The 18,918-nt window shown below is 55.5% G+C and carries 16 protein-coding genes and 1 pseudogene; 13 read left to right on the plus strand and 4 right to left on the minus strand.

The window, feature by feature from the left end; translation table 11 throughout:
- The first annotated feature begins 256 nt into the window (after positions 1-256).
- Positions 257-2,005 (plus strand): bifunctional isocitrate dehydrogenase kinase/phosphatase, encoded by a 1,749-nt coding sequence (gene aceK / locus IEW52_RS00005; protein WP_188628038.1) that lies wholly within the window; start codon positions 257-259, stop codon positions 2,003-2,005.
- A 354-nt stretch (positions 2,006-2,359) separates the two neighbouring features.
- On the opposite strand, the gene IEW52_RS00010 is transcribed toward aceK, so the two are convergent.
- Complete coding sequence (locus IEW52_RS00010; protein ID WP_188628039.1) at positions 2,360-2,851, minus strand: putative 4-hydroxy-4-methyl-2-oxoglutarate aldolase; 492 nt, start codon at positions 2,849-2,851, stop codon at positions 2,360-2,362.
- A 490-nt stretch (positions 2,852-3,341) separates the two neighbouring features.
- Here IEW52_RS00010 and arcA point away from each other — a divergent pair, with 490 nt between their 5' ends.
- On the plus strand, positions 3,342-4,058 hold the full coding sequence (gene arcA, locus IEW52_RS00015) for a two-component system response regulator ArcA (RefSeq protein WP_188628040.1): 717 nt from the start codon (positions 3,342-3,344) through the stop codon (positions 4,056-4,058).
- A 353-nt stretch (positions 4,059-4,411) separates the two neighbouring features.
- On the opposite strand, the gene icd is transcribed toward arcA, so the two are convergent.
- On the minus strand, positions 4,412-5,665 hold the full coding sequence (gene icd, locus IEW52_RS00020) for an NADP-dependent isocitrate dehydrogenase (RefSeq protein ID WP_188628041.1): 1,254 nt from the start codon (positions 5,663-5,665) through the stop codon (positions 4,412-4,414).
- A 179-nt stretch (positions 5,666-5,844) separates the two neighbouring features.
- On the opposite strand from icd, the pseudogene IEW52_RS00025 reads away from it, so the two are divergent.
- From IEW52_RS00025 to IEW52_RS00040, 4 genes and pseudogenes are all read left to right on the plus strand, one after another.
- A pseudogene (locus IEW52_RS00025) lies at positions 5,845-6,441 on the plus strand (pseudouridine synthase); the annotation flags it as partial.
- Positions 6,442-6,449: 8 nt separating this feature from the next.
- Positions 6,450-6,905: an NUDIX hydrolase gene (locus IEW52_RS00030; protein WP_188628043.1), complete on the plus strand. Its 456-nt coding sequence runs from the start codon at positions 6,450-6,452 to the stop codon at positions 6,903-6,905.
- Between the two features lie 256 nt (positions 6,906-7,161).
- The gene (locus IEW52_RS00035; protein ID WP_188628044.1) at positions 7,162-8,616 is read left to right on the plus strand and encodes an AAA family ATPase; all 1,455 of its coding nucleotides are present in this window, start codon (positions 7,162-7,164) and stop codon (positions 8,614-8,616) included.
- A gap of 3 nt (positions 8,617-8,619) precedes the next feature.
- Entirely contained in the window at positions 8,620-10,077 is a 1,458-nt protein-coding gene (locus tag IEW52_RS00040) for a vWA domain-containing protein (RefSeq protein ID WP_188628045.1), read from the plus strand.
- 8 nt (positions 10,078-10,085) lie between these two features.
- Here IEW52_RS00040 and IEW52_RS00045 read toward each other — a convergent pair whose 3' ends face one another.
- On the minus strand, positions 10,086-10,535 hold the full coding sequence (locus IEW52_RS00045; RefSeq protein WP_188628046.1) for a GNAT family N-acetyltransferase: 450 nt from the start codon (positions 10,533-10,535) through the stop codon (positions 10,086-10,088).
- Between the two features lie 365 nt (positions 10,536-10,900).
- Here IEW52_RS00045 and IEW52_RS00050 point away from each other — a divergent pair, with 365 nt between their 5' ends.
- The 7 genes from IEW52_RS00050 (at position 10,901) to IEW52_RS00080 (ending at position 18,237) form a co-directional block, all read left to right on the plus strand.
- Positions 10,901-12,289 (plus strand): NfeD family protein, encoded by a 1,389-nt coding sequence (locus IEW52_RS00050; protein WP_188628047.1) that lies wholly within the window; start codon positions 10,901-10,903, stop codon positions 12,287-12,289.
- Complete coding sequence (locus tag IEW52_RS00055) at positions 12,286-13,086, plus strand: slipin family protein (RefSeq protein WP_188628048.1); 801 nt, start codon at positions 12,286-12,288, stop codon at positions 13,084-13,086. Before IEW52_RS00050 ends, IEW52_RS00055 begins: the two co-directional genes overlap by 4 nt.
- Positions 13,087-13,106: 20 nt before the next feature.
- A complete protein-coding gene (locus tag IEW52_RS00060) occupies positions 13,107-13,511 on the plus strand; it encodes a group II truncated hemoglobin (protein ID WP_188628049.1) in 405 nt (134 codons plus the stop codon).
- 91 nt (positions 13,512-13,602) lie between these two features.
- On the plus strand, positions 13,603-14,709 hold the full coding sequence (mnmA, locus tag IEW52_RS00065) for a tRNA 2-thiouridine(34) synthase MnmA (protein ID WP_188628050.1): 1,107 nt from the start codon (positions 13,603-13,605) through the stop codon (positions 14,707-14,709).
- Positions 14,706-15,329 carry a high frequency lysogenization protein HflD gene (gene hflD, locus IEW52_RS00070; RefSeq protein ID WP_188628051.1) on the plus strand — a complete coding sequence of 208 codons (624 nt, stop codon included), beginning with the start codon at positions 14,706-14,708 and terminating at the stop codon, positions 15,327-15,329. The genes mnmA and hflD overlap by 4 nt, the downstream gene beginning before the upstream one ends.
- A gap of 47 nt (positions 15,330-15,376) precedes the next feature.
- Positions 15,377-16,744 carry an adenylosuccinate lyase gene (purB, locus tag IEW52_RS00075; protein WP_188628052.1) on the plus strand — a complete coding sequence of 456 codons (1,368 nt, stop codon included), beginning with the start codon at positions 15,377-15,379 and terminating at the stop codon, positions 16,742-16,744.
- 350 nt (positions 16,745-17,094) lie between these two features.
- A complete protein-coding gene (locus IEW52_RS00080; RefSeq protein WP_188628053.1) occupies positions 17,095-18,237 on the plus strand; it encodes a ribosomal protein uL16 3-hydroxylase in 1,143 nt (380 codons plus the stop codon).
- 188 nt (positions 18,238-18,425) lie between these two features.
- On the opposite strand, the gene IEW52_RS00085 is transcribed toward IEW52_RS00080, so the two are convergent.
- Entirely contained in the window at positions 18,426-18,914 is a 489-nt protein-coding gene (locus tag IEW52_RS00085; RefSeq protein ID WP_188628054.1) for a GNAT family N-acetyltransferase, read from the minus strand.
- Positions 18,915-18,918: the final 4 nt, after the last annotated feature.

Below are 18,918 nucleotides of genomic sequence, written 5' to 3' on the forward strand. Positions count from 1 at the left end.
CACAAAGTAAGACAACACACTGCGCTGGGAGGGTTAACCCCCAACGCATATGCGCAGCAACTTAATGCTGCTTAAACTAGTGTCTACTTTAGTCGGGCCATTCCACGCTTTACACTTCACCCTTCACTCTTCACCCTTTACCCTTTACCCTTCACTTTTCCCCATCCCCCAATAATGCGACCACCAACAAGGACGCGTCCTGCTATTTGCGTTACGTTTCAACGTGGATGTTTTTTATGCATTAAGGAGAGGCTGAATGGACTGCAGCGGCATGGAGGTGGCTCGTATTATCATGAGCCGGTTTGATGATTTCTATCGTCACTTTATTGATATTACCCAGGGCGCACAGGCGCGCTTTGAGCAGCAAGACTGGCTGGCAGTGCAACAGGCGGCTGGCGAGCGTATTCGCCTGTATGATCAACATGTGCAACACACCTTGTATGCCATTCGCGATCAAAGAGGCGGCGCCCCTTTTAGCGCGCTGGAGCTGAAGGCCATCAAACAGGCCTTTAACGACTTGCTGATTGAGCACCCCAACCCCGAGATTGCCGAGTCATTTTACAACTCCATTTATCGACGCTCGTTTCATCATCAAAATACTAACGCCACCAACCTGTATGTGCACGGTTTTATACAGCGCGCCCCTGCTGTAGATAAATCGCCTTACTGGCAGCAGTACCACACCAGCCTGGAGCAACTGGAGCACACTCTACAGCAGGTGCTGCACGGGTTGCAGCTTACCGTCCCCTTTACTGATCTGGCACGAGACCTGACCTATGTGCGCCGCTATATACAAGACTTTGGCCCCGCCGAGCTTGCCCAGAAAAACATGAGCCTCAGCGTGATCAGCGCGCTGTTTTTTCGCAACAAAGGCGCTTACCTCATTGCCAGAATCGAGTGCGACAACCTGACGCTGCCCTTTATTTTGCCTATTTTGCATGATGATAGTGGCGGACTGTATCTTGATACCCTGATCCTGTCTTATGACGACGCCTCGATTTTGTTCAGTTTTGCGCGCGCCTACTTCATGGTGTGGTGCCCGGAGCCCGCCCTTCTGGTGCAGTTTTTACGCCCCTTGCTGCCCAACAAGGCGGATCATGAAATTTACAGCGCCATAGGCTGCCAGAAGCACGGAAAAACCGAGTTTTATCGCAATTTTTTACAACAGCTGCACCAGTCGCGCGATCAATTTGTACCCGCACCGGGCATCAAAGGGATGGTGATGACGGTGTTCACCCTGCCTTCTTTTGATGTGGTGTTTAAAATCATCAAGGATAAATTTACGCCGCCCAAAGCCATCAGCCACAAAATGGTGCGGGCCAAGTACCGCCTGGTCAAACAGCACGATCGGGTCGGCCGCATGGCCGACACCATGGAGTTTACCAACTTTGAGCTGCCACTGGGCCGCATCAGCCCCGAGCTGCTGGCGGAATTACAGCAGGTGGCGGCTTCCCAGATCACCCTCACCCACAACACTCTGGTGATCCATCATCTTTACACCGAACGGCGCATGACACCGCTGAATATCTATCTGGACCAGGCCGATGAACAGCAACTGGGAGAAGTGCTGGACGAGTATGCCAATGCCATCAAACAGTTAGCCACTGCCAATATTTTTCCTGGTGATATGCTGTTTAAAAACTTCGGGGTAACACGACACAACCGGGTGGTGTTTTATGATTATGATGAAATCAGCTACATGACCGAGTGTCATTTTCGGGATATTCCCAAAGCCCGGTACCCGGAAGACGAGCTAAGTGCCGAGCCCTGGTACTCGGTGGCCCCCAACGATATTTTTCCGGAGGAGTTTGCCACTTTTTTGCTAAGCAGCCCGCGTATTCGCAGTGCGTTCCCTGCGCAACACAACAACCTGTTTACCGCCCAATATTGGCGAGCGTTGCAGCAAAATATTACCGATGGGCAGGTGGGTGATGTTTTTCCGTATCGGCGTAAACGCCGCTTTCAGTATCTTTATACCACTGCGGGTAAAGACGCAGAGCTGTAAGGGATTGGGGATTGGGAATGGGGACTAGGGATTGGGGATTGGGGATTGGGATTGGGATTGGGGATTGGGATTGGGATTGGGATTGGGATTGGGATTGGGATTGGGATTGGGATTGGGATTGGGATTGGGATTGGGATTGGGATTGGGGATTGGGATTGGGGAGTAGTTGTAGCCCGGCGCTTTAGCTGCCGGTTCTGCGTTAGCAGAAATCCTGCCGGGACGGGACTGGCAGCTGAAGCGCCAGGCTACAAAACACACCCGCTCTCTGGGGTTGGTTGGCTTGTTCGCTTTACACTTCACCCTTTACTCTTCACAAAAACCCATCAGGATAACGGCATAAAGCCAACACCGTCCTTAAAAAGAATGATGGCTCAGTGGCTCGCGGGCAATCAGAATACCGTTGATATCGGCATAGAGATAATCGCCGGGCTCAATGGTAACACCGGCAAAGGTAACGGGCACATCCACTTCGCCCAGCCCGTGCTTTTCGGTTTTCATCGGACAGATTGCCAACGCCTTTACGCCCAACGCCATTTCACTAATGGCTGCCGCGTCGCGAAGCGCGCCGTTAATCACCACACCGGCCCAGCCATTTTCTATCGCTAATGCCGCCAGCTGATCGCCCATCAGAGCCCGGCGCAGTGAGCCGCCGCCATCAACCACCAGTACCTTGCCGGTGCCCGGCGTCGCTACCAGCTCGCGCACCCGAGAGTTGTCTTCCTTGCATTTTACGGTGACCACCTGGCCCCAAAAGGTATGCGCAGCACCATAATCGTTGAATATTGGCTCTAATATCTCGACGATATCGCCGTGTTCATCACATAAATCTGGTAATAAATCCAACACCTTAACCTCCTGACACAGTCACATTGATTGTAGAGTTACATCATTGCCCGCACTTGAGTGTCGAACAATATCGATGGCTACCCACACTACTCTTAAAGCATCGTAAACTCTAATTCTCGCTCAAGCATAGCGGCTTAAAAATATGCCTCATTCAAAAAACGCTTGATCTCGGTCAAGTGAGTCCCTAAAACTATTTAACATTATCAGGTGAAGACTGTTGTTATGCTCCTGTTAACTGTTAAAATACCGCAACTTTAGGTAATGGACCTCTGTTTGTCCCGTCTGTCTATTTTTTGGGCGCAAAGCAGTAACTGCATGGGATGCAAATAAAAAACGGCTCAAAAAAGGCAGTATAACCGGGCCGATACTTACCCCTGTTCAAGGGGAGTAACACGGCGAATCAAGCGGTAGAGTAACAAATGATACATTTCTCCCACTCCGGCAACTGTTGATATTAAATTCTATTTACATCTAACAAACAGGTAGGCACATGCAGACTCCACACATTCTTATTGTTGAAGACGAGTTAGTGACTCGTAACACCTTGAAAGGTATTTTTGAGGCAGAAGGCTACTCGGTGCTGGAAGCCACAGATGGCGAAGAAATGTACAAGGCGCTGTCTAACAACAAAATCAACCTGGTGATCATGGACATCAACCTGCCGGGCAAAAATGGTTTGTTGCTGGCTCGCGAGCTGCGTGAACAACACAATCTGGCACTGATGTTTCTTACCGGTCGCGATAATGAAGTTGACAAGATTCTGGGCCTGGAAATTGGCGCGGACGACTACATTACCAAGCCCTTCAACCCGCGTGAGCTGACCATTCGTGCTCGCAACCTGCTTAGCCGCACCATGCAAACGCCGGATGCGCAGGAAGAAGAAAAGCTGGTAGAAGCCTATCGCTTTAATGGCTGGACGCTGGATATTAACAGCCGCGCCCTGGTTAGCCCCAATGGCGAAATGTTCAAATTACCACGCAGCGAGTTTCGGGCCATGGTGCACTTTTGTGAAAACCCGGGCCAGATCCAAAGCCGTGCCGATTTGCTGAAGAAAATGACCGGCCGCGAGCTTAAACCCCACGATCGTACCGTGGACGTCACCATTCGTCGTATTCGCAAGCACTTTGAATCGATTCCCGATACCCCTGAAATAATCGCCACCATTCACGGTGAAGGCTACCGCTTCTGCGGCGACCTGGAAGGCTAAACAAAAACCCCGCGGCCGCGGGGTTTTTCGTTATTAGGTAAGCTATCGAACGACAAAAATACACACCGCCCCCTAACGCCCCCCTGTAGCCCGGCGCTTCAGCTGCCGATGCTGCGTTAGCAGCATGATTTTAAATCCCGCCAAGACGGGACTGCCAGCTAAAGCGGCAGACTACAAAACCGAGATCCTGACGTCCGTCAGGATGACGGCAAAAATTCAAATACACACCGCCCCTGTAGCCCGGCGCTTCAGCTGCCGGTCCTGCGTTAGCAGGATAGTTTTAAATCCCGCCAAGACGGGACTGCCAGCTAAAGCGGCAGACTACAAAACCGAGATCCTGCGAGCTCGGGTTGTTACATCTGCGCGACTATGTCGTTGGCAAACTCCGAGCACTTGCGCAGGGTAGCTCCGCTCATTTGTCGCTCAAAATCATAGGTGACTGTCTTGTTGGCAATCGCGCCTTCCATGCCTTTAACGATAAGGTCGGCCGCTTCGCTCCACCCCATGTGGCGCAACATCATTTCGGCAGACAGGATCAGTGACCCCGGGTTAACCTTGTCCTGGCCTGCGTATTTGGGGGCCGTGCCGTGCGTGGCTTCAAACAAGGCCACGCCGTCGCCAATGTTGGCCCCGGGCGCAATGCCAATGCCGCCCACCTGTGCGGCCAGCGCATCGGAAATATAATCCCCATTCAGGTTCATGCAGGCAATCACGTCGTATTCTGCCGGGCGCAGCAAAATTTGCTGCAAGAAGGCATCGGCGATAACGTCTTTTACAACGATCTCTTTGCCGGTGTTGGGGTTGGTGAAAGAACACCAGGGCCCGCCGTCTATCAGACTGGCACCAAACTCGGCCTGAGCCAGGGCGTAGCCCCAGTCTTTAAAGGCACCTTCGGTGAACTTCATGATATTACCCTTGTGCACCAGGGTCAGCGAGTCTCTGTCGTTATCAATGGTGTATTGCAGCGCGGCGCGCACCAGCCGCTCGGTGCCGGCTTTGGAGGTCGGCTTGATGCCAATACCGCAATGTTCGGCAAAGCGGATATTTTGCACGCCCATCTCGTTCTGCAAAAAGTCGATCACCTTGTTGGCTTCCGGGCTGTCGGCTTGCCATTCAATACCGGCGTAAATGTCTTCGCTGTTCTCTCTGAAGATCACCATGTCGGTCAGCTCGGGCTGTTTAACCGGGCTGGGGGTGCCCTGATAATAGCGCACCGGGCGCAGGCAAACATACAAGTCCAGTTGCTGGCGCAGCGCCACGTTAAGCGAGCGAATACCCCCGCCCACCGGCGTGGTCAGCGGCCCCTTGATGGCCACATGATACTCGCGGATCAATTCCAGGGTTTCTTCCGGCAGCCAGGTATCTTCACCATAAATATGGGTGGCTTTTTCGCCGGTATAAATTTCCATCCAGTGAATACTGCGCTCGTTATTGTAAGCCTTGGCTACCGCCGCATTCACCACGGTTTGCATGGCTGGCGTCACATCCACGCCAATGCCATCGCCTTCAATAAAAGGAATAACAGGATCGTGAGGCACCTTGAGCTTTCCGCTCGCATCTTGCGTGATTTTTTGTCCTTGGGTGGGCACAGTGACCTTTGACATCATCGACGGTTCCTTATGTATTCAGGGGGGCTTCGTGAATTATTTTTTGTATGAAGTAACAGCAGCATAGGCCATAAAATCGGCAATAGATATTGCGCCGATCACAGTTCAGCCTGAGTGGCATTAGCCGTTAGTGGCTATTTTTGCTATTGTGAAGCCTCTGTTTATTAAGCCTTTTTGCCATGAAAGCCAAAAAACCACGCACCAACTCAAGACCAAAGTCCAAGACCATTCCCAAACCGGCCAACGCAGGCCCTGCGGTGACGCTGCTGTTCAACAAACCCTATATGGTGTTGTGCCAGTTTACCGATGGCGACGGCCGCCAAACTCTGGCGGACTTTGTGACCCAGCCAGGCGTGTATGCCGCCGGCCGCCTGGATCGTGACAGTGAAGGCTTGCTGGTACTGACCAACGACGGTGCCCTTAATGCCCGCCTGACCCAGCCGGGGCGTAAAACCGCCAAAACCTACTGGGCGCAGGTAGAAGGTATTCCTAGCGAGGCCGATTTAACGCAACTGCGCCAGGGCGTGACCTTGAAAGACGGCCCTACCCTGCCCGCCCAGGTGCGCATCATGCCGACGCCCGAAGTCTGGCCCCGTACGCCGCCCATTCGAGAACGCCAGCAGATCCCTACCAGCTGGCTGGAAATCAAGGTAATTGAAGGACGCAACCGACAGGTAAGGCGTATGACCGCTCATATCGGTTTTCCGACCCTGCGGTTGATCCGCTACGCGGTGGGCGACTGGACGCTGGACAATCTGCCCTCGGGGCAATGGAGAAAAGTGCAATGAGTCATCATCCGTTTGCCGTTACGCTGGCCGTTATTGTGCGCGCCGGCGAGCGATTTTTAATGGTGGAAGAATGGCAGCAGGGGCAAATCCGTTTCAATCAGCCCGCCGGTCATCTTGAACCGGGGGAAAGCTTGCTGGCCGGTGCCCAACGCGAGCTGCTGGAAGAAACCGGGCTCAGCATACCGCTCGAACAGGCAGTGGCCATCTATCAGTTTGAAGCCCCGGACAATGGCACCCATTTTGTGCGTTTTACCTTTTGTGCCGAAGTGCCAGAGCCGCTGGCCACCCGGCCCCAAGACCCCGATAACGATATTATTCGCTGTCACTGGTTAACACTCGAAGAAATTGAAGCCCTGGGCCCCCAGCTGCGCAGCCCTATGATAGTCGCCTCGTTTCGCGATTATCTCGCCGGCCAGCGCTTCCCTGTCAGCGCACTCAAGCAACAGTACTAAAAAGCCGGGAGTTTTAAGCCGTCACCCTGACGAACATCAGGATCTTGGTTTTGTAGTCTGGCGCTTCAGCTGGCAGTCCCGCCTCGGCGGGATATTTAACACCCTTCTGCTAACGCAGAACCGGCAGCTAAAGCGCCGGGCTACAGGGCACGGTCGGTGTTTGTCTGAACAAGGTTTTCGACTGGTTTGGTTACATCACACTTTTTGAGTACAATAACAATATACTTTTAATACAATTAACTTACAGGTCTGACACATGGTCGTTAAATCCCGTATTGCAGCATTGATCACCCATTTGCAGCAAGGGCTGCTAGAACGGGATACTCCAGCCAGACTCGCCCTGTTGGCGGCCTTGTCTGGTGAGCACTTGTTGCTGCTCGGCCCGCCGGGCACCGCTAAAAGCGAAATGGCGCGCCGCCTTCATACCCTGGTGGATGATGGCCGTTACTTCGAGCGCTTGCTGACCCGTTTTTCGGTGCCGGAAGAATTGTTTGGCCCGCTGTCAATCAAGGCGCTGGAGCAAGACCGCTATTTGCGCCAAACCGAAGGTTATCTGCCGGAAGCGGCGATTGCCTTTATCGACGAAATATTCAAGGCCAACAGCGCCATTCTGAACAGCCTGTTGACCATTCTTAACGAGCGCCAGTTCGATAACGGCAGCCAGCGGGTCTCTGTACCCTTGATTGCGGTGATTGCCGCCAGTAACGAGTTGCCGGAAGGCGCCGAACTGAATGCCCTTTATGACCGTTTTCTGCTGCGTTTTCAGGTCGATCCGATACAGGATGACAGCTTTACCCAGCTGCTTACCCTTAATCATGACTATCAGGCGCCCGCTCAAAGTGAGCGCCTTACTCAGGATGACTTGACGGCCATTCGCGAGGGCGCCAGCGCCCTGCCCCTGTCGGCGGCGCTCATTCGCTTGCTGCACAGCTTGCGCCACTTCCTGGCCGAACAGGAAATTACCGTCTCCGATAGACGCTGGCGCAAGGTGGTGAAGCTGCTCAAGGTGTCGGCCTTTTGTAATGGCGACCAGGAAGCAGGCTTGTTTGATGCCTGGTTGTTGCCCCATTGCCTGTGGCAACAGCCGGGTCAGTTTGAGTCGTTGAATAGCTGGCTACAGGAAAATATGGCCTCCGATCCCGGCTTTAACCCGCAGTTGTTTACGGAACTGGTCGACAGCTGGCAGCACAAGCTGGAGCAGGATGCAGACCCAATCGTGCCGGCTCTCGACGAACAAGGCTATCAGCTGTATCTGGACGAACAAGGTCAAACCGTGGTCGAGGCCAAAGGCCAGCGCCATAAGCGCAGTGCCACCGGAGACCTCTTGTATAGCCAGCCGCGCGTGCCCAATTCCAGCTTTACCGAGCAGGAAATTCGCAATCTTGGCAGTAATATTGACTTGTACGAGCCCATCATGGAGCAGTATCAACGCCCCAGTGCCTTGCAACCCAAGGCCTGGCCGGCGGCGCACATTGCCTCGCGCCTGCGCCAGCTGGATGAGCGCATCACCGAGCTTAACCAGTATTTAAGCTGGCTGGAGCAACAGTTGACGGGCCTGACCGAGCGGTTGGCCGAGCACTTGTGGCTGGAACAGAACCTGGCCACTCAGGCACAGCGCCAACTGGAGCGCCAGCAGCAGCAACTACTGCAGCAAAAATCACGGCTGCACGACTTGCATCACGCCTTTGCCGCCTTGCCTGTTGAGGCCTAAGCCATGGCGAATCCACTGCCAGCCGGCCTTGCGCCCTTAGCGGTTTTGCCGGAAAACCTGTTTGCCATGGTGGTGACCCACTCGCTGGGCAGCCTGGTGCCCAGAGCCAATACGGTGCTGCACTGGTTGCAGCAACTGGACAAGGGCGAGCTGCTAACACCCGGTGCACAATCGCGTACTCAGGTGGCCGATAGCCAGTGGTTATCGACCAGCACCGAGCGGCGCATTCGCGTCTTGCTGGCCAAGTCCGGTGCGCTGGATTATAGCCAGGACACCCCGGAAGTCGCACAGGCGGTGGTGCAGGATATCTTGCTCACCCTGGAGCAGGTGGAGCTGTCCTGGCCTGCCGTGGCCAACGGCCTGACCTTGCACGGTATGCCGGCTGACCTTGCCGAGCAAAAAGCCCGCGCCCGCCATACCTGGGCCGCTTTGCACAAGCTGGCCGAGCAATGGCAGCACAGAGTCAGTCTTTGGCAGTCGATGGATCAGGTCGCGGAAGAGCTGGGTATTGCCCCGGCCATTGGTAACGATCAAAACACCGGTGATTTGCGCGACCGTGCCTGGTTTGACTTGTTGCGCTTGAGCCAGTGGGTGGCACAAATTCAGCCACTGCAAAAATTACTGCAACTGCTGGGCCAGCAAAGGCCGGATCCGGAGCAAAAGGCCAGCCTGAGTCACCTGCTGCAAAAAATGAGCCCCAAAGAGCAAGGGCCGCAACAACGTAAAATCCCCGGCATTCCCATGGAAACCGAGGGCATTACCCGCTCCGATAATCTGGCGCGCATGCTGCCGCTGGAAGCCGCCTTTATGGGCCATGAAGTGTTGCACATGCTGTGGCATGCCCGACGCGCCGAACAGGGGCTGCTCAGTTATGCGGTAGCCGGCGTGATGCCCATAGATGCGGGCAGCGACTGGACCTCGCCCCGCTCCGGCAAGGGCGAAGGCGCCGGTCAGGGCTTGCAGCAAGGGCCGATTATTCTGTGTCTGGATACCTCGGCGTCCATGCACGGCATGGCCGAGCAGGTGTCCAAAGCCCTGGTTCTGGAAGCGCTGCGCCTGGCAAAGCAGCAAAATCGCGGCTGCCTGGTGTATTTGTTTGGCGGCACCGATGAGCTGTTAACCCTGAATAATCAAGAGCTCACCTTGCCGGAGTTGCTGGATATGCTGCGCGGCTCGTTCAGTGGCGGTACCGATGTTAATACGCCGCTGCTGGCTGCCTTGAAAGACTTGCAGCAGCAAGCCTGGCAACAGGCCGATATTTTGCTGGTCAGTGACGGCGAGTTTCAGGTCAGCCCCGAATTGCGCCAGCAGGTCGAGCAGGCCAAAGATCAACAAGGCGTCCGGGTATTTGGTTTGCAGCTGGGCTATGCCACCGCCTTGCATGCCATGAGCCAGTTATGCGATCCGGTACATTTGTTCAGTGACTGGAAAAGCCTGGAGCAGGCGGCGCGCCTGCAATAGCCTCCCCCTCAGGCCGAGCGCAGCAGCACATGGCGCGGCTCGTTCGGTCCAAAATAATCCGCCTCTGTGCTTTCATGTATAAAGCCCAGGGCATGATACAAACCGGCGGCGCGGTTGTCGGGATGTACCGTTAAGCGTATTTGCTGGCAGCCGTCTGCGCTCAGCTTGTCGAGCAACGTCTGCAACAGCGCTTTGCCTATGCCCGCCCCACGCACCTGCTCGTCCACCGCCAACGACATAATCCAGCCCTGATGCCGGCTCTCGCCAATACCGCCAACCACGAATCCTGCCAGTGAGCTATTACAGGCCCTGTCGTGCTCGGCAACCAGCAGGTAATGCGGCCACAGATCCAATAGCTGTCGAAACAGAAAATCCGGATAACAGTGCGCGCCAAAGGCGGCCTGCTCTAATTGGAATATCTGCGCCATATCGGCTTTGGTAGCCGCTCTTATCTTCATACTATTTTCCGCCATAACTGATTGAAGCTATAAATGGTAAGGCAAAGTCCAGTGCTACAAAAGCGAAAGGGGATTGGGGATTGGGGATTGGCGATTGGGGATTGGGGATTGGGGATTGGGGAAAATAGCATAAGACACGAACTGTGTTTATGTAGTCTGGCGCTTCAGCTGGCAGTCCCGTCTTGGCGGGATATTTAAAACCCTTCTGCTAACGCAGAACCGGCAGCTGAAGCGCTGGACTACAAGGTGTGGTGTTTGTCTTTAGCTTCAGGCTGACGGCTGTTCAGTGGCCCTTTCAGTACAAAAAACAACCAACCCATATCAAATACGCTAGGCTTGAATAAGGATGAAGCGGGAGCGAACTGATGAAATGGGGCGCAACGATATTGCTGTTACTTTTGCTGGGCCTGCCGGCGTTGGCACAGGAGCGATATTGGCAGCTGGATATCACAGGCCCCATAGGGCCGGGCACTTCCGACTTTATTGTGACCGAAATTCAGCAGGCGCAAACCGAGCAACCCGCCTTTGTCCTTATGATGCTGGACACCCCCGGCGGTCTGTACAGCGCGACCCGCGATATCATCAGTGCCATGCTGGCCTCCCGTATTCCGATCGTTACCTATGTTGCCCCAAGCGGTGCCCGAGCCGCGTCTGCCGGTACCTACATCATGTATGCCAGCCATGTGGCCGCCATGGCACCAGGGACTCATCTTGGCGCGGCAACGCCGGTGCAACTGGGGGGATCCATACTGCCCGAGGCAGACAAGTCCGATAAAAAAAACACACCCAACCCCCGTGATGCCCCCGCCGATGATGCCGAGCCCTCTCCCGAGGCAGTAGAGGAAAGCACCGCCATGGAGCGCAAGACGCTGAATGACGCCATTGCCTATATCCGCTCGCTGGCTCAGCTTCGAGGCCGCAATGCCGACTGGGCCGAGCTGGCGGTACGGGACGCCGCTACACTTACCGCCAGCGAAGCCCTGACAGAAAACGTGATTGAACTGATAGCAGCAGATGAGTCGGCCCTGCTGGTGGCGCTGAATGGCCGGGACATATCACTTGGCGATACCCGCTATGTGTTTGACAGCAGTCAGTTAACGCCCGAGCTGCGCCAACCCGACTGGCGCCAGCGTTTCATCATGATTATCAGCAACCCCAATATCGCCTACCTGCTGATGCTGGTGGGTATTTATGGCCTGCTGCTGGAGTTTTACAGCCCGGGCTTTGGCGTGTCTGGCGTCACGGGGGCCATCTGTTTATTGCTGGCCTTGATGGCCATGCAAATGCTGCCGTTCAGCACCATAGGATTAGCCCTGCTGGGGCTGGGCCTGGCGTTAATGATTGCCGAGGCGCTAGCGCCCAGCTTTGGTATTTTAGGCGGGGGCGGCCTGGTGGCCTTTGTACTTGGCTCTGTATTGTTGTTTGATACGCCGGATCAGGCGTTTCGTATTGCCTGGCCGGTTATCGGGGCTTTTGCTCTGGTCACGATCGGCCTCATCGTAGTGGTGGTCAGACTGATGATAAAGCAACGCCATACTCAACCCGTATCCGGCTACCAGGCCATGATTGGCAGCGAAGGCATTGCCCTGACCGATATAGCCCCTAGCGGCAGTGTGATGTTGCAAGGCGAGCGCTGGCAAGCCACCAGCCAGCAGCCCATTGCCGCTCGACAAGCGGTAGTGGTACTGGCGGTACACGACCTGACGCTAACCGTTGCCCCCCTGCTTGCCCCCTCAAAGGAGACACATCCATGATTATCGACTTTATCTATTTTCAGATACTGATCATCGTGTTGCTGGTGATGCTGTTTACCAGCGCGTTTCGTATCTTGCGGGAATATGAGCGCGGCGTGATTTTTTTGCTGGGGCGCTTTTACAAGATCAAGGGACCCGGGCTGATTCTGGTGATCCCCTTTGTGCAGCAGATAGTGCGGGTTGATCTGCGAATCATCACCATGGATGTGCCGTCACAGGATATTATTTCCAAAGACAACGTCACGGTGAAGGTGAATGCGGTGCTGTACTTTCGGGTGCTGGATCCGCAAAAGGCCATTATCAATATCGAAAACTACCTGGAAGCCACCAGCCAGCTGGCACAAACCACCATGCGTTCGGTGCTCGGGCAGCATGAGCTGGACGAAATCCTGTCGGCCCGGGATACCCTGAATGCAGACTTGCAGCGCATTCTGGACCAAAGTACCGACGGCTGGGGCATCAAGGTGACCGCGGTTGAAATCAAGCACGTCGATCTGGATGAATCCATGATTCGCGCCATTGCGCGTCAGGCCGAAGCGGAACGTTCACGCCGGGCCAAAATCATTCACGCCACCGGTGAGTTGGAGGCCTCCAAGCAGTTACTGGAAGCAGCGCGCATGCTCGGCCAGCAACCGGAAGCCATACAGCTGCGTTACCTGCAAACCCTGACCGAAATTACCAACGACAACAGCAAGATCATCATATTCCCGCTGCCACTGGAATTCGGTAAAATGCTGCAACCCATCCTGGATCCCACGCCCCCTGCGGCCACTTCGTCACCAGACGATATAACCTGAACAATACAGAGAAACTGACGATGCAGATTTTGACCGCTTACGGCCTGGCCGATAGCTCTTATCAAGCCGCCGGCGGCGAGGACGGCTTGCGCCGGCTGGCCCGGGATTTTTATCACGCTATGAGCACCCGCGCCGATGCCGCCGTGATCCGTGCCATGCACCCGGAAAATCTGGATGAAAGCACCGACAAACTGGCGCGCTTTTTAGCCGGTTGGCTGGGTGGCCCGTCTTTATACCGTGAAAAATACGGCCCCATCAGCATACCCCGCGCCCACGGGGATTTGGCCATAGGCCCTGCGGAACGCGACGCCTGGTTGGCCTGCATGGCACAAGCACTGGACGGACAGGACTATGCGCCCGAGTTTAAAAGCTACCTGCTGCAAGCCCTGAGCGTGCCCGCCGAGCGCTGCCGCACCCGGGATTAAAAACGCACCAATGATTTGCCGCGATGGCCTCCCGCTGGCGGCGTTTGTCTGGTAAAATACCAGCCGTTTTGCAATCAGGTGACGGCGAGTAATGAGCGATAACTGTCAGTTAAAAGTGATTGTCGGCATGTCCGGCGGTGTGGATTCTTCGGTTTCGGCCTATTTGCTGCAACAGCAGGGCTATCAGGTGGAAGGCCTGTTCATGAAAAACTGGGAAGAAGACGACACCGACGAGTATTGCTCCGCAGCCGAAGATCTGCGTGATGCCCAGGCGGTGTGCGACAAGCTGGGCATAGAGCTGCATACCATCAACTTTGCCGCCGAATACTGGGACAATGTGTTTGAGCACTTTCTGGCCGAATACAAGGCCGGCCGCACGCCCAACCCCGATATCCTGTGCAATAAAGAAATCAAATTCAAAGCCTTTCTGGAGTTTGCCGCCGAAGACCTTGGCGCCGACTACATTGCCACCGGCCACTATGTGCGCCGCAGCTTCGAGGAGCAGCCAAAGATGTTGCGCGGCCTCGATGGCAACAAGGATCAAAGCTACTTTCTCTATACCCTGAGCTCGCAACAGGTGGCCAAGAGCCTGTTCCCGGTGGGCGAGCTGGAAAAGCCAGAAGTGCGCCGCATTGCCGAGCAACTGGAGCTGGTCACCGCCAAGAAGAAAGATTCTACCGGCATCTGCTTTATTGGCGAGCGCAAGTTTACCGACTTTCTGGCCCAGTACCTGCCGGCACAGCCCGGCGCCATTGAAAGTGTGGACGGCCAGGTGATTGGCGAGCATCAGGGCCTGATGTATCACACCCTGGGTCAGCGTAAAGGCCTGGGCATTGGCGGCTTGAAAAACACCAGTGACGAGCCCTGGTATGTAGTGGACAAGGACATGGAGCGCAACGTACTGATTGTCGCCCAGGGCGACCATCCCCGCTTGTATTCCCATGGCCTGATTGCCCGCCAGCTGCACTGGGTTAATCATACGCCCATTGGCGAGGCGTTTCGCTGCACCCTGAAAACCCGCTATCGCCAAACCGATGTACCCTGTCTGGTAGAGCCGCTGGATGACGACACCATTAAAGTCACCTTCGATACGCCACAGGCGGCGGTCACTCCGGGCCAGTCTGCCGTATTTTATGATGGCGAAGTGTGTCTGGGTGGCGGCATTATCGAAACCCGTTTTAGTCAGGAGTCACTGTGAGCCATAACCTTGAAAACCAGACCCTGGCCTTTGCCGGCATCTGTCAGGCGGCCAGCCTGGTGCAGCAAGTTTCTCGCCAGGGCACCATAGAAGACAAAGCAACCCTGGCGGCCACCTTGAACAGCATTCTGGTGACCGACGCCGAACAGTCGGCGGACATTTACGGCGGCCATGAGCAGTTGGCGCTGGGCTATCAAGCCATTGTCGATCAGTTGAGTAACGACAGCGCCCGTAAAAACGCCGAACTCACCCGCTATCTGGTGGGCATAGTGGCGCTGGAGCGCAAACTGGCCAAGCGCCGCGATTTAATGGCCATGCTGGGTGAGCGGATCAACCAGGTAAAACGCCAGCGCCATCATTTTGAGCTGCTCGACGAGCAGGTGCTGGCCAACCTGGCCAGCATTTACAGCGACATTGTCAGCCCAATAGGGCCGCGCATTCAGGTGGCAGGCAACCCAACTTATTTACAGCAGCCCTTGGTACAACACCAGATCCGTGCCCTGCTGCTGGCCGGAATTCGCAGTGCCGTACTCTGGCGCCAGCTCGGTGGCAAGCGCCGCCACATTCTGTTTGCACGCAAGCGCCTGGTGGCCCAGGCCCAGTCGGCACTGCGCAAGTAACCCTATTTAAATAAAATTTACCCCCCAACGTTCAGGAGTTGTTGTTCATGGAATTGTCAGCATTAACGGCTATTTCTCCGGTTGATGGCCGTTATGGCTCTAAAACCCAGGAGTTACGCGCTATTTTTTCCGAGTTCGGTTTATTGCGCTTTCGTGTGGAAGTTGAAGTTCGCTGGCTGCAGGCGTTAGCGGCCCATGCTGACATTAGTGAAGTGCCGGCCTTGTCTGGCGAAGCCAACACGCTGCTTGATGGCATAGTGGCCAACTTCAACGAAGCCGACGGCCAGCGCATCAAGGACATAGAGCGCACCACCAATCACGATGTGAAAGCGGTGGAATACTTCCTGAAAGAAAAAGTCGAAGTATTGCCCGAGCTGGCCGCCGTGAGTGAATTCATTCACTTTGCCTGCACCAGTGAAGACATTAACAACAACGCCCATGCGCTGATGCTGAAAGCCGGCCGTGATCAGGTCGTCGTGCCTTACTGCCAGCAGCTGATCGACGAAGTAACGCGTCTGGCCGCCCTGTATCGCGACGTGCCCATGCTGAGCCGTACCCACGGTCAGCCTGCTTCACCCACTACCCTGGGTAAGGAAATGGCCAACGTGGCCTACCGTCTCGAACGCCAGCTCAAGCAGATTAAATCGGTAGAAATGCTGGCCAAGATCAACGGCGCCGTGGGCAACTACAACGCCCACCTGTCGGCGTACCCTGAAGTAGACTGGCAGGACTTTGCCGAGCGTTTTGTGACGGGCCTGGGCCTGGACTTCAACCCCTACACCACCCAGATTGAGCCGCACGACTACATCGCCGAGCTGTTCGATGCCATTGCCCGCTTCAACACCATAGTGCTGGATTTTGACCGCGATATCTGGGGTTATATCTCCATCGGCTACTTCAAGCAGAGAACTATTGCCGGCGAAATTGGCTCCAGCACCATGCCGCACAAGGTCAACCCTATCGACTTCGAAAACTCCGAAGGCAACCTGGGTCTGGCCAACGCCATCTTCAATCACCTGGCCGCCAAGCTGCCGGTATCTCGCTGGCAGCGTGACCTGACCGACAGCACAGTGCTGCGTAACCTGGGTGTGGCCGTGGGCTATTCACTGATCGCCTATCAGGCAACTCTGAAGGGCATCAGCAAGCTGGAAGCCAACCCGGACGCACTGGCCGCCGATCTGGACCAGAACTGGGAAGTGCTGGCCGAGCCGGTACAAACCGTGATGCGCCGTTACGGCATTGAAAAGCCCTACGAGAAGCTGAAAGAGCTGACCCGTGGCAAGCGCGTCAACGCCGAAGGCATGCGTACCTTTATCGACGGCCTGGACTTGCCAGAGACAGTGAAGGACGAGCTGAAGCAACTGACGCCCGCCAACTATATCGGCCAGGCCATCAAGCTGACCGACGAGCTGTAAAAAAGCAGCGCCAGGCGCCCAGGACTCGGCGCCCAGCTGACAAAACACCGAGCCAATTGGCTCGGTGTTTTTGTATGCGGCTTAAGGGCAGCCGTCAGCCGTAAACACCCCCCCTGTAGCCCGGCGCTTTAGCTGCCGGTTCTGCGTTAGCAGAAGGATTTAAACATCCCGCCGAGACGGGACTGGCAGCTGAAGCTGCCAGACTACAAAAACATCGCTCTTTGAGAGCAATTTAATTTTCTGACAGCTGTGGTTAGTATGACTGTGTCTCCCGAATCTATCATTCTCTGCTGTGGCTAGGCATAATAGCCGCTATTCTCAATACATGATTTACATCATTACAGGTGCCCATGCATAGCGCTCTTAAATTCGATATCGATGACTTTCTGGCTCAGTACTGGCAAAAAAAACCAATACTGATCAAAGGAGGATTTTCTGACTTTGAAGATCCGCTGAGTCCGGATGAGCTGGCTGGGCTGGCGCTGGAACCCCAGATAGAAGCGCGTCGCGTATGGCGAGCCGATGATCGCTGGCACGCCGAAAGTGGCCCCTTCGAGAGCTACGATCATCTGGGCGAAGCCGACTGGACGCTGCTGGTGCAGGCGGTTAACCAGTGGCACCCCGGGGTGCAGGAGATTGCGGATGCATTCCGCTTTATTCCGGGCTGGCGCTTCGATGATGTGATGGTGAGCTTCTCGACGCCCGGCGGCGGCGTGGGCCCGCATATCGATCAATATGGAGTGTTTATCATTCAGGGCGAAGGCACTCGCCACTGGCGGGTAGGCCTGCCCCAGAATCTGCAGCAATTTGCCGCCAATGGCGCCCTGCGCCACTGCGAAAACTTTGTGGCCGAAATTGATGAAATACTCACGCCGGGTGATGTGCTCTATATTCCACCGGGCTGCCCCCACGAAGGTTACGCCGACACCCCGGCGCTCAATTACTCCGTTGGTTTTCGCGCCCCGGATGCACGGGATTTAATCTCCGGCTTTGCCGACCATATGCTGGCCCACGAGTCTGTCAGCCGCCGCTTTGACGACGCCGACATGGCGGCCAGTACCACTCATGGTCGTATCGACCAACAGGTGATGTCTCAGGTTAAAGACTTGATGGCAGAGTTACTGGATGACCCCCAACGCCTGGCCGACTGGTTTGGCGAGATGATCTCGGACGCCAAGCACGACCTGGATCTTGAGCCGGTAACCCCCCTGTACAGCCTGGAAGAGCTGGTGCTGCGCATGGATCATGGCGATCATCTGTATCGACTGGCTGGCGTTCGCTGCTTCTATATGGAAGGCAGTGATCAGGTATTTTATATGGACGGGGAGCGCTATCAACTGGCCGAGCCCGACGCCGAGGCCATTGCCCTGTTATGCGATCAGGCCCGTATTTGTGGCCCCGAAGTCGCCTGCCTGAAGCAACCCCAGGCACTGCTGGAAGTACTCTTGCCACTGGTAAACCAGGGCTACTGGTATTTTGAAGAAGACGAATAAGAACAGCGCTCGGCGCCTAGCTTAAATACAAAGCGAGATCCCGACCTTCGTCAGGATCTCGCTTTTGGTTTTTGTAGGCGCTGCTTTAGCTGCGCAATGTCGCGCAGCGACACTCTGTAATCTGATCGTTTCAGTTTTGCTGCGCAAAACCAGCCAGCTAAAGCAGGCTTCTACTGGGAAGCGGCTGCTTACCCGAAGGCCGGATGGTAGGTAACCAGGCCGGTGGGGGCCGGTTGCTTGAGCGCCAGCGCCATAAAATGCTCACCGGCGTTGGGGTAGGTGCATTTCAAGTCCAGCTCCTGGGCGGGCTTGAAGCCAAAGCGGCGATAAAACGCCGGATCGCCCAATACCACCACCCCGGCCCAGTCCAGCTCATTTGCGCTGTCCAGCGCCGCATGGATCATGGCGGTCGCCACTCCCTGGCGCTGGCAATCGGGCCACACGCTCACGGGAGCCAGCCCCAGCCAACCGATGTCTTCGCCGTTGATGAGTACCGGGCTCATGGCCAGATGACCAATAATGGCGCCTTCGTATTCGGCCACCTGGCTCAGGCTGATGGCGCCCTGCTCGCGCAAGTCCCACACCAAATCGGCTTCGTCTTCCCGGCCAAAGGCCGTGTAAACCACTTCGTCTATCTCATCGCCATCGCCGGGGCGTTCGGTTCTGCATATCAACATAAGT

The sequence above is a fragment of the Oceanisphaera marina genome (assembly GCF_014643915.1).
GTDB lineage: Bacteria > Pseudomonadota > Gammaproteobacteria > Enterobacterales > Aeromonadaceae > Oceanimonas > Oceanimonas marina.

What these genes read in the sequence shown, in the direction of transcription:
- IEW52_RS00040 (WP_188628045.1), top strand. Translation starts at nt 8,620, where the DNA reads ATGGCGAATCCACTGCCAGCCGGCCTTGCGCCCTTAGCGGTTTTGCCG.
- IEW52_RS00050 (WP_188628047.1), top strand. Translation starts at nt 10,901, where the DNA reads ATGAAATGGGGCGCAACGATATTGCTGTTACTTTTGCTGGGCCTGCCG.
- IEW52_RS00085 (WP_188628054.1), bottom strand. Translation starts at nt 18,914, where the DNA reads ATGTTGATATGCAGAACCGAACGCCCCGGCGATGGCGATGAGATAGAC.
- icd (WP_188628041.1), bottom strand. Translation starts at nt 5,665, where the DNA reads ATGATGTCAAAGGTCACTGTGCCCACCCAAGGACAAAAAATCACGCAA.
- IEW52_RS00055 (WP_188628048.1), top strand. Translation starts at nt 12,286, where the DNA reads ATGATTATCGACTTTATCTATTTTCAGATACTGATCATCGTGTTGCTG.
- purB (WP_188628052.1), top strand. Translation starts at nt 15,377, where the DNA reads ATGGAATTGTCAGCATTAACGGCTATTTCTCCGGTTGATGGCCGTTAT.
- IEW52_RS00080 (WP_188628053.1), top strand. Translation starts at nt 17,095, where the DNA reads ATGCATAGCGCTCTTAAATTCGATATCGATGACTTTCTGGCTCAGTAC.
- IEW52_RS00060 (WP_188628049.1), top strand. Translation starts at nt 13,107, where the DNA reads ATGCAGATTTTGACCGCTTACGGCCTGGCCGATAGCTCTTATCAAGCC.
- mnmA (WP_188628050.1), top strand. Translation starts at nt 13,603, where the DNA reads ATGAGCGATAACTGTCAGTTAAAAGTGATTGTCGGCATGTCCGGCGGT.
- IEW52_RS00045 (WP_188628046.1), bottom strand. Translation starts at nt 10,535, where the DNA reads ATGAAGATAAGAGCGGCTACCAAAGCCGATATGGCGCAGATATTCCAA.
- IEW52_RS00035 (WP_188628044.1), top strand. Translation starts at nt 7,162, where the DNA reads ATGGTCGTTAAATCCCGTATTGCAGCATTGATCACCCATTTGCAGCAA.
- aceK (WP_188628038.1), top strand. Translation starts at nt 257, where the DNA reads ATGGACTGCAGCGGCATGGAGGTGGCTCGTATTATCATGAGCCGGTTT.
- arcA (WP_188628040.1), top strand. Translation starts at nt 3,342, where the DNA reads ATGCAGACTCCACACATTCTTATTGTTGAAGACGAGTTAGTGACTCGT.
- IEW52_RS00030 (WP_188628043.1), top strand. Translation starts at nt 6,450, where the DNA reads ATGAGTCATCATCCGTTTGCCGTTACGCTGGCCGTTATTGTGCGCGCC.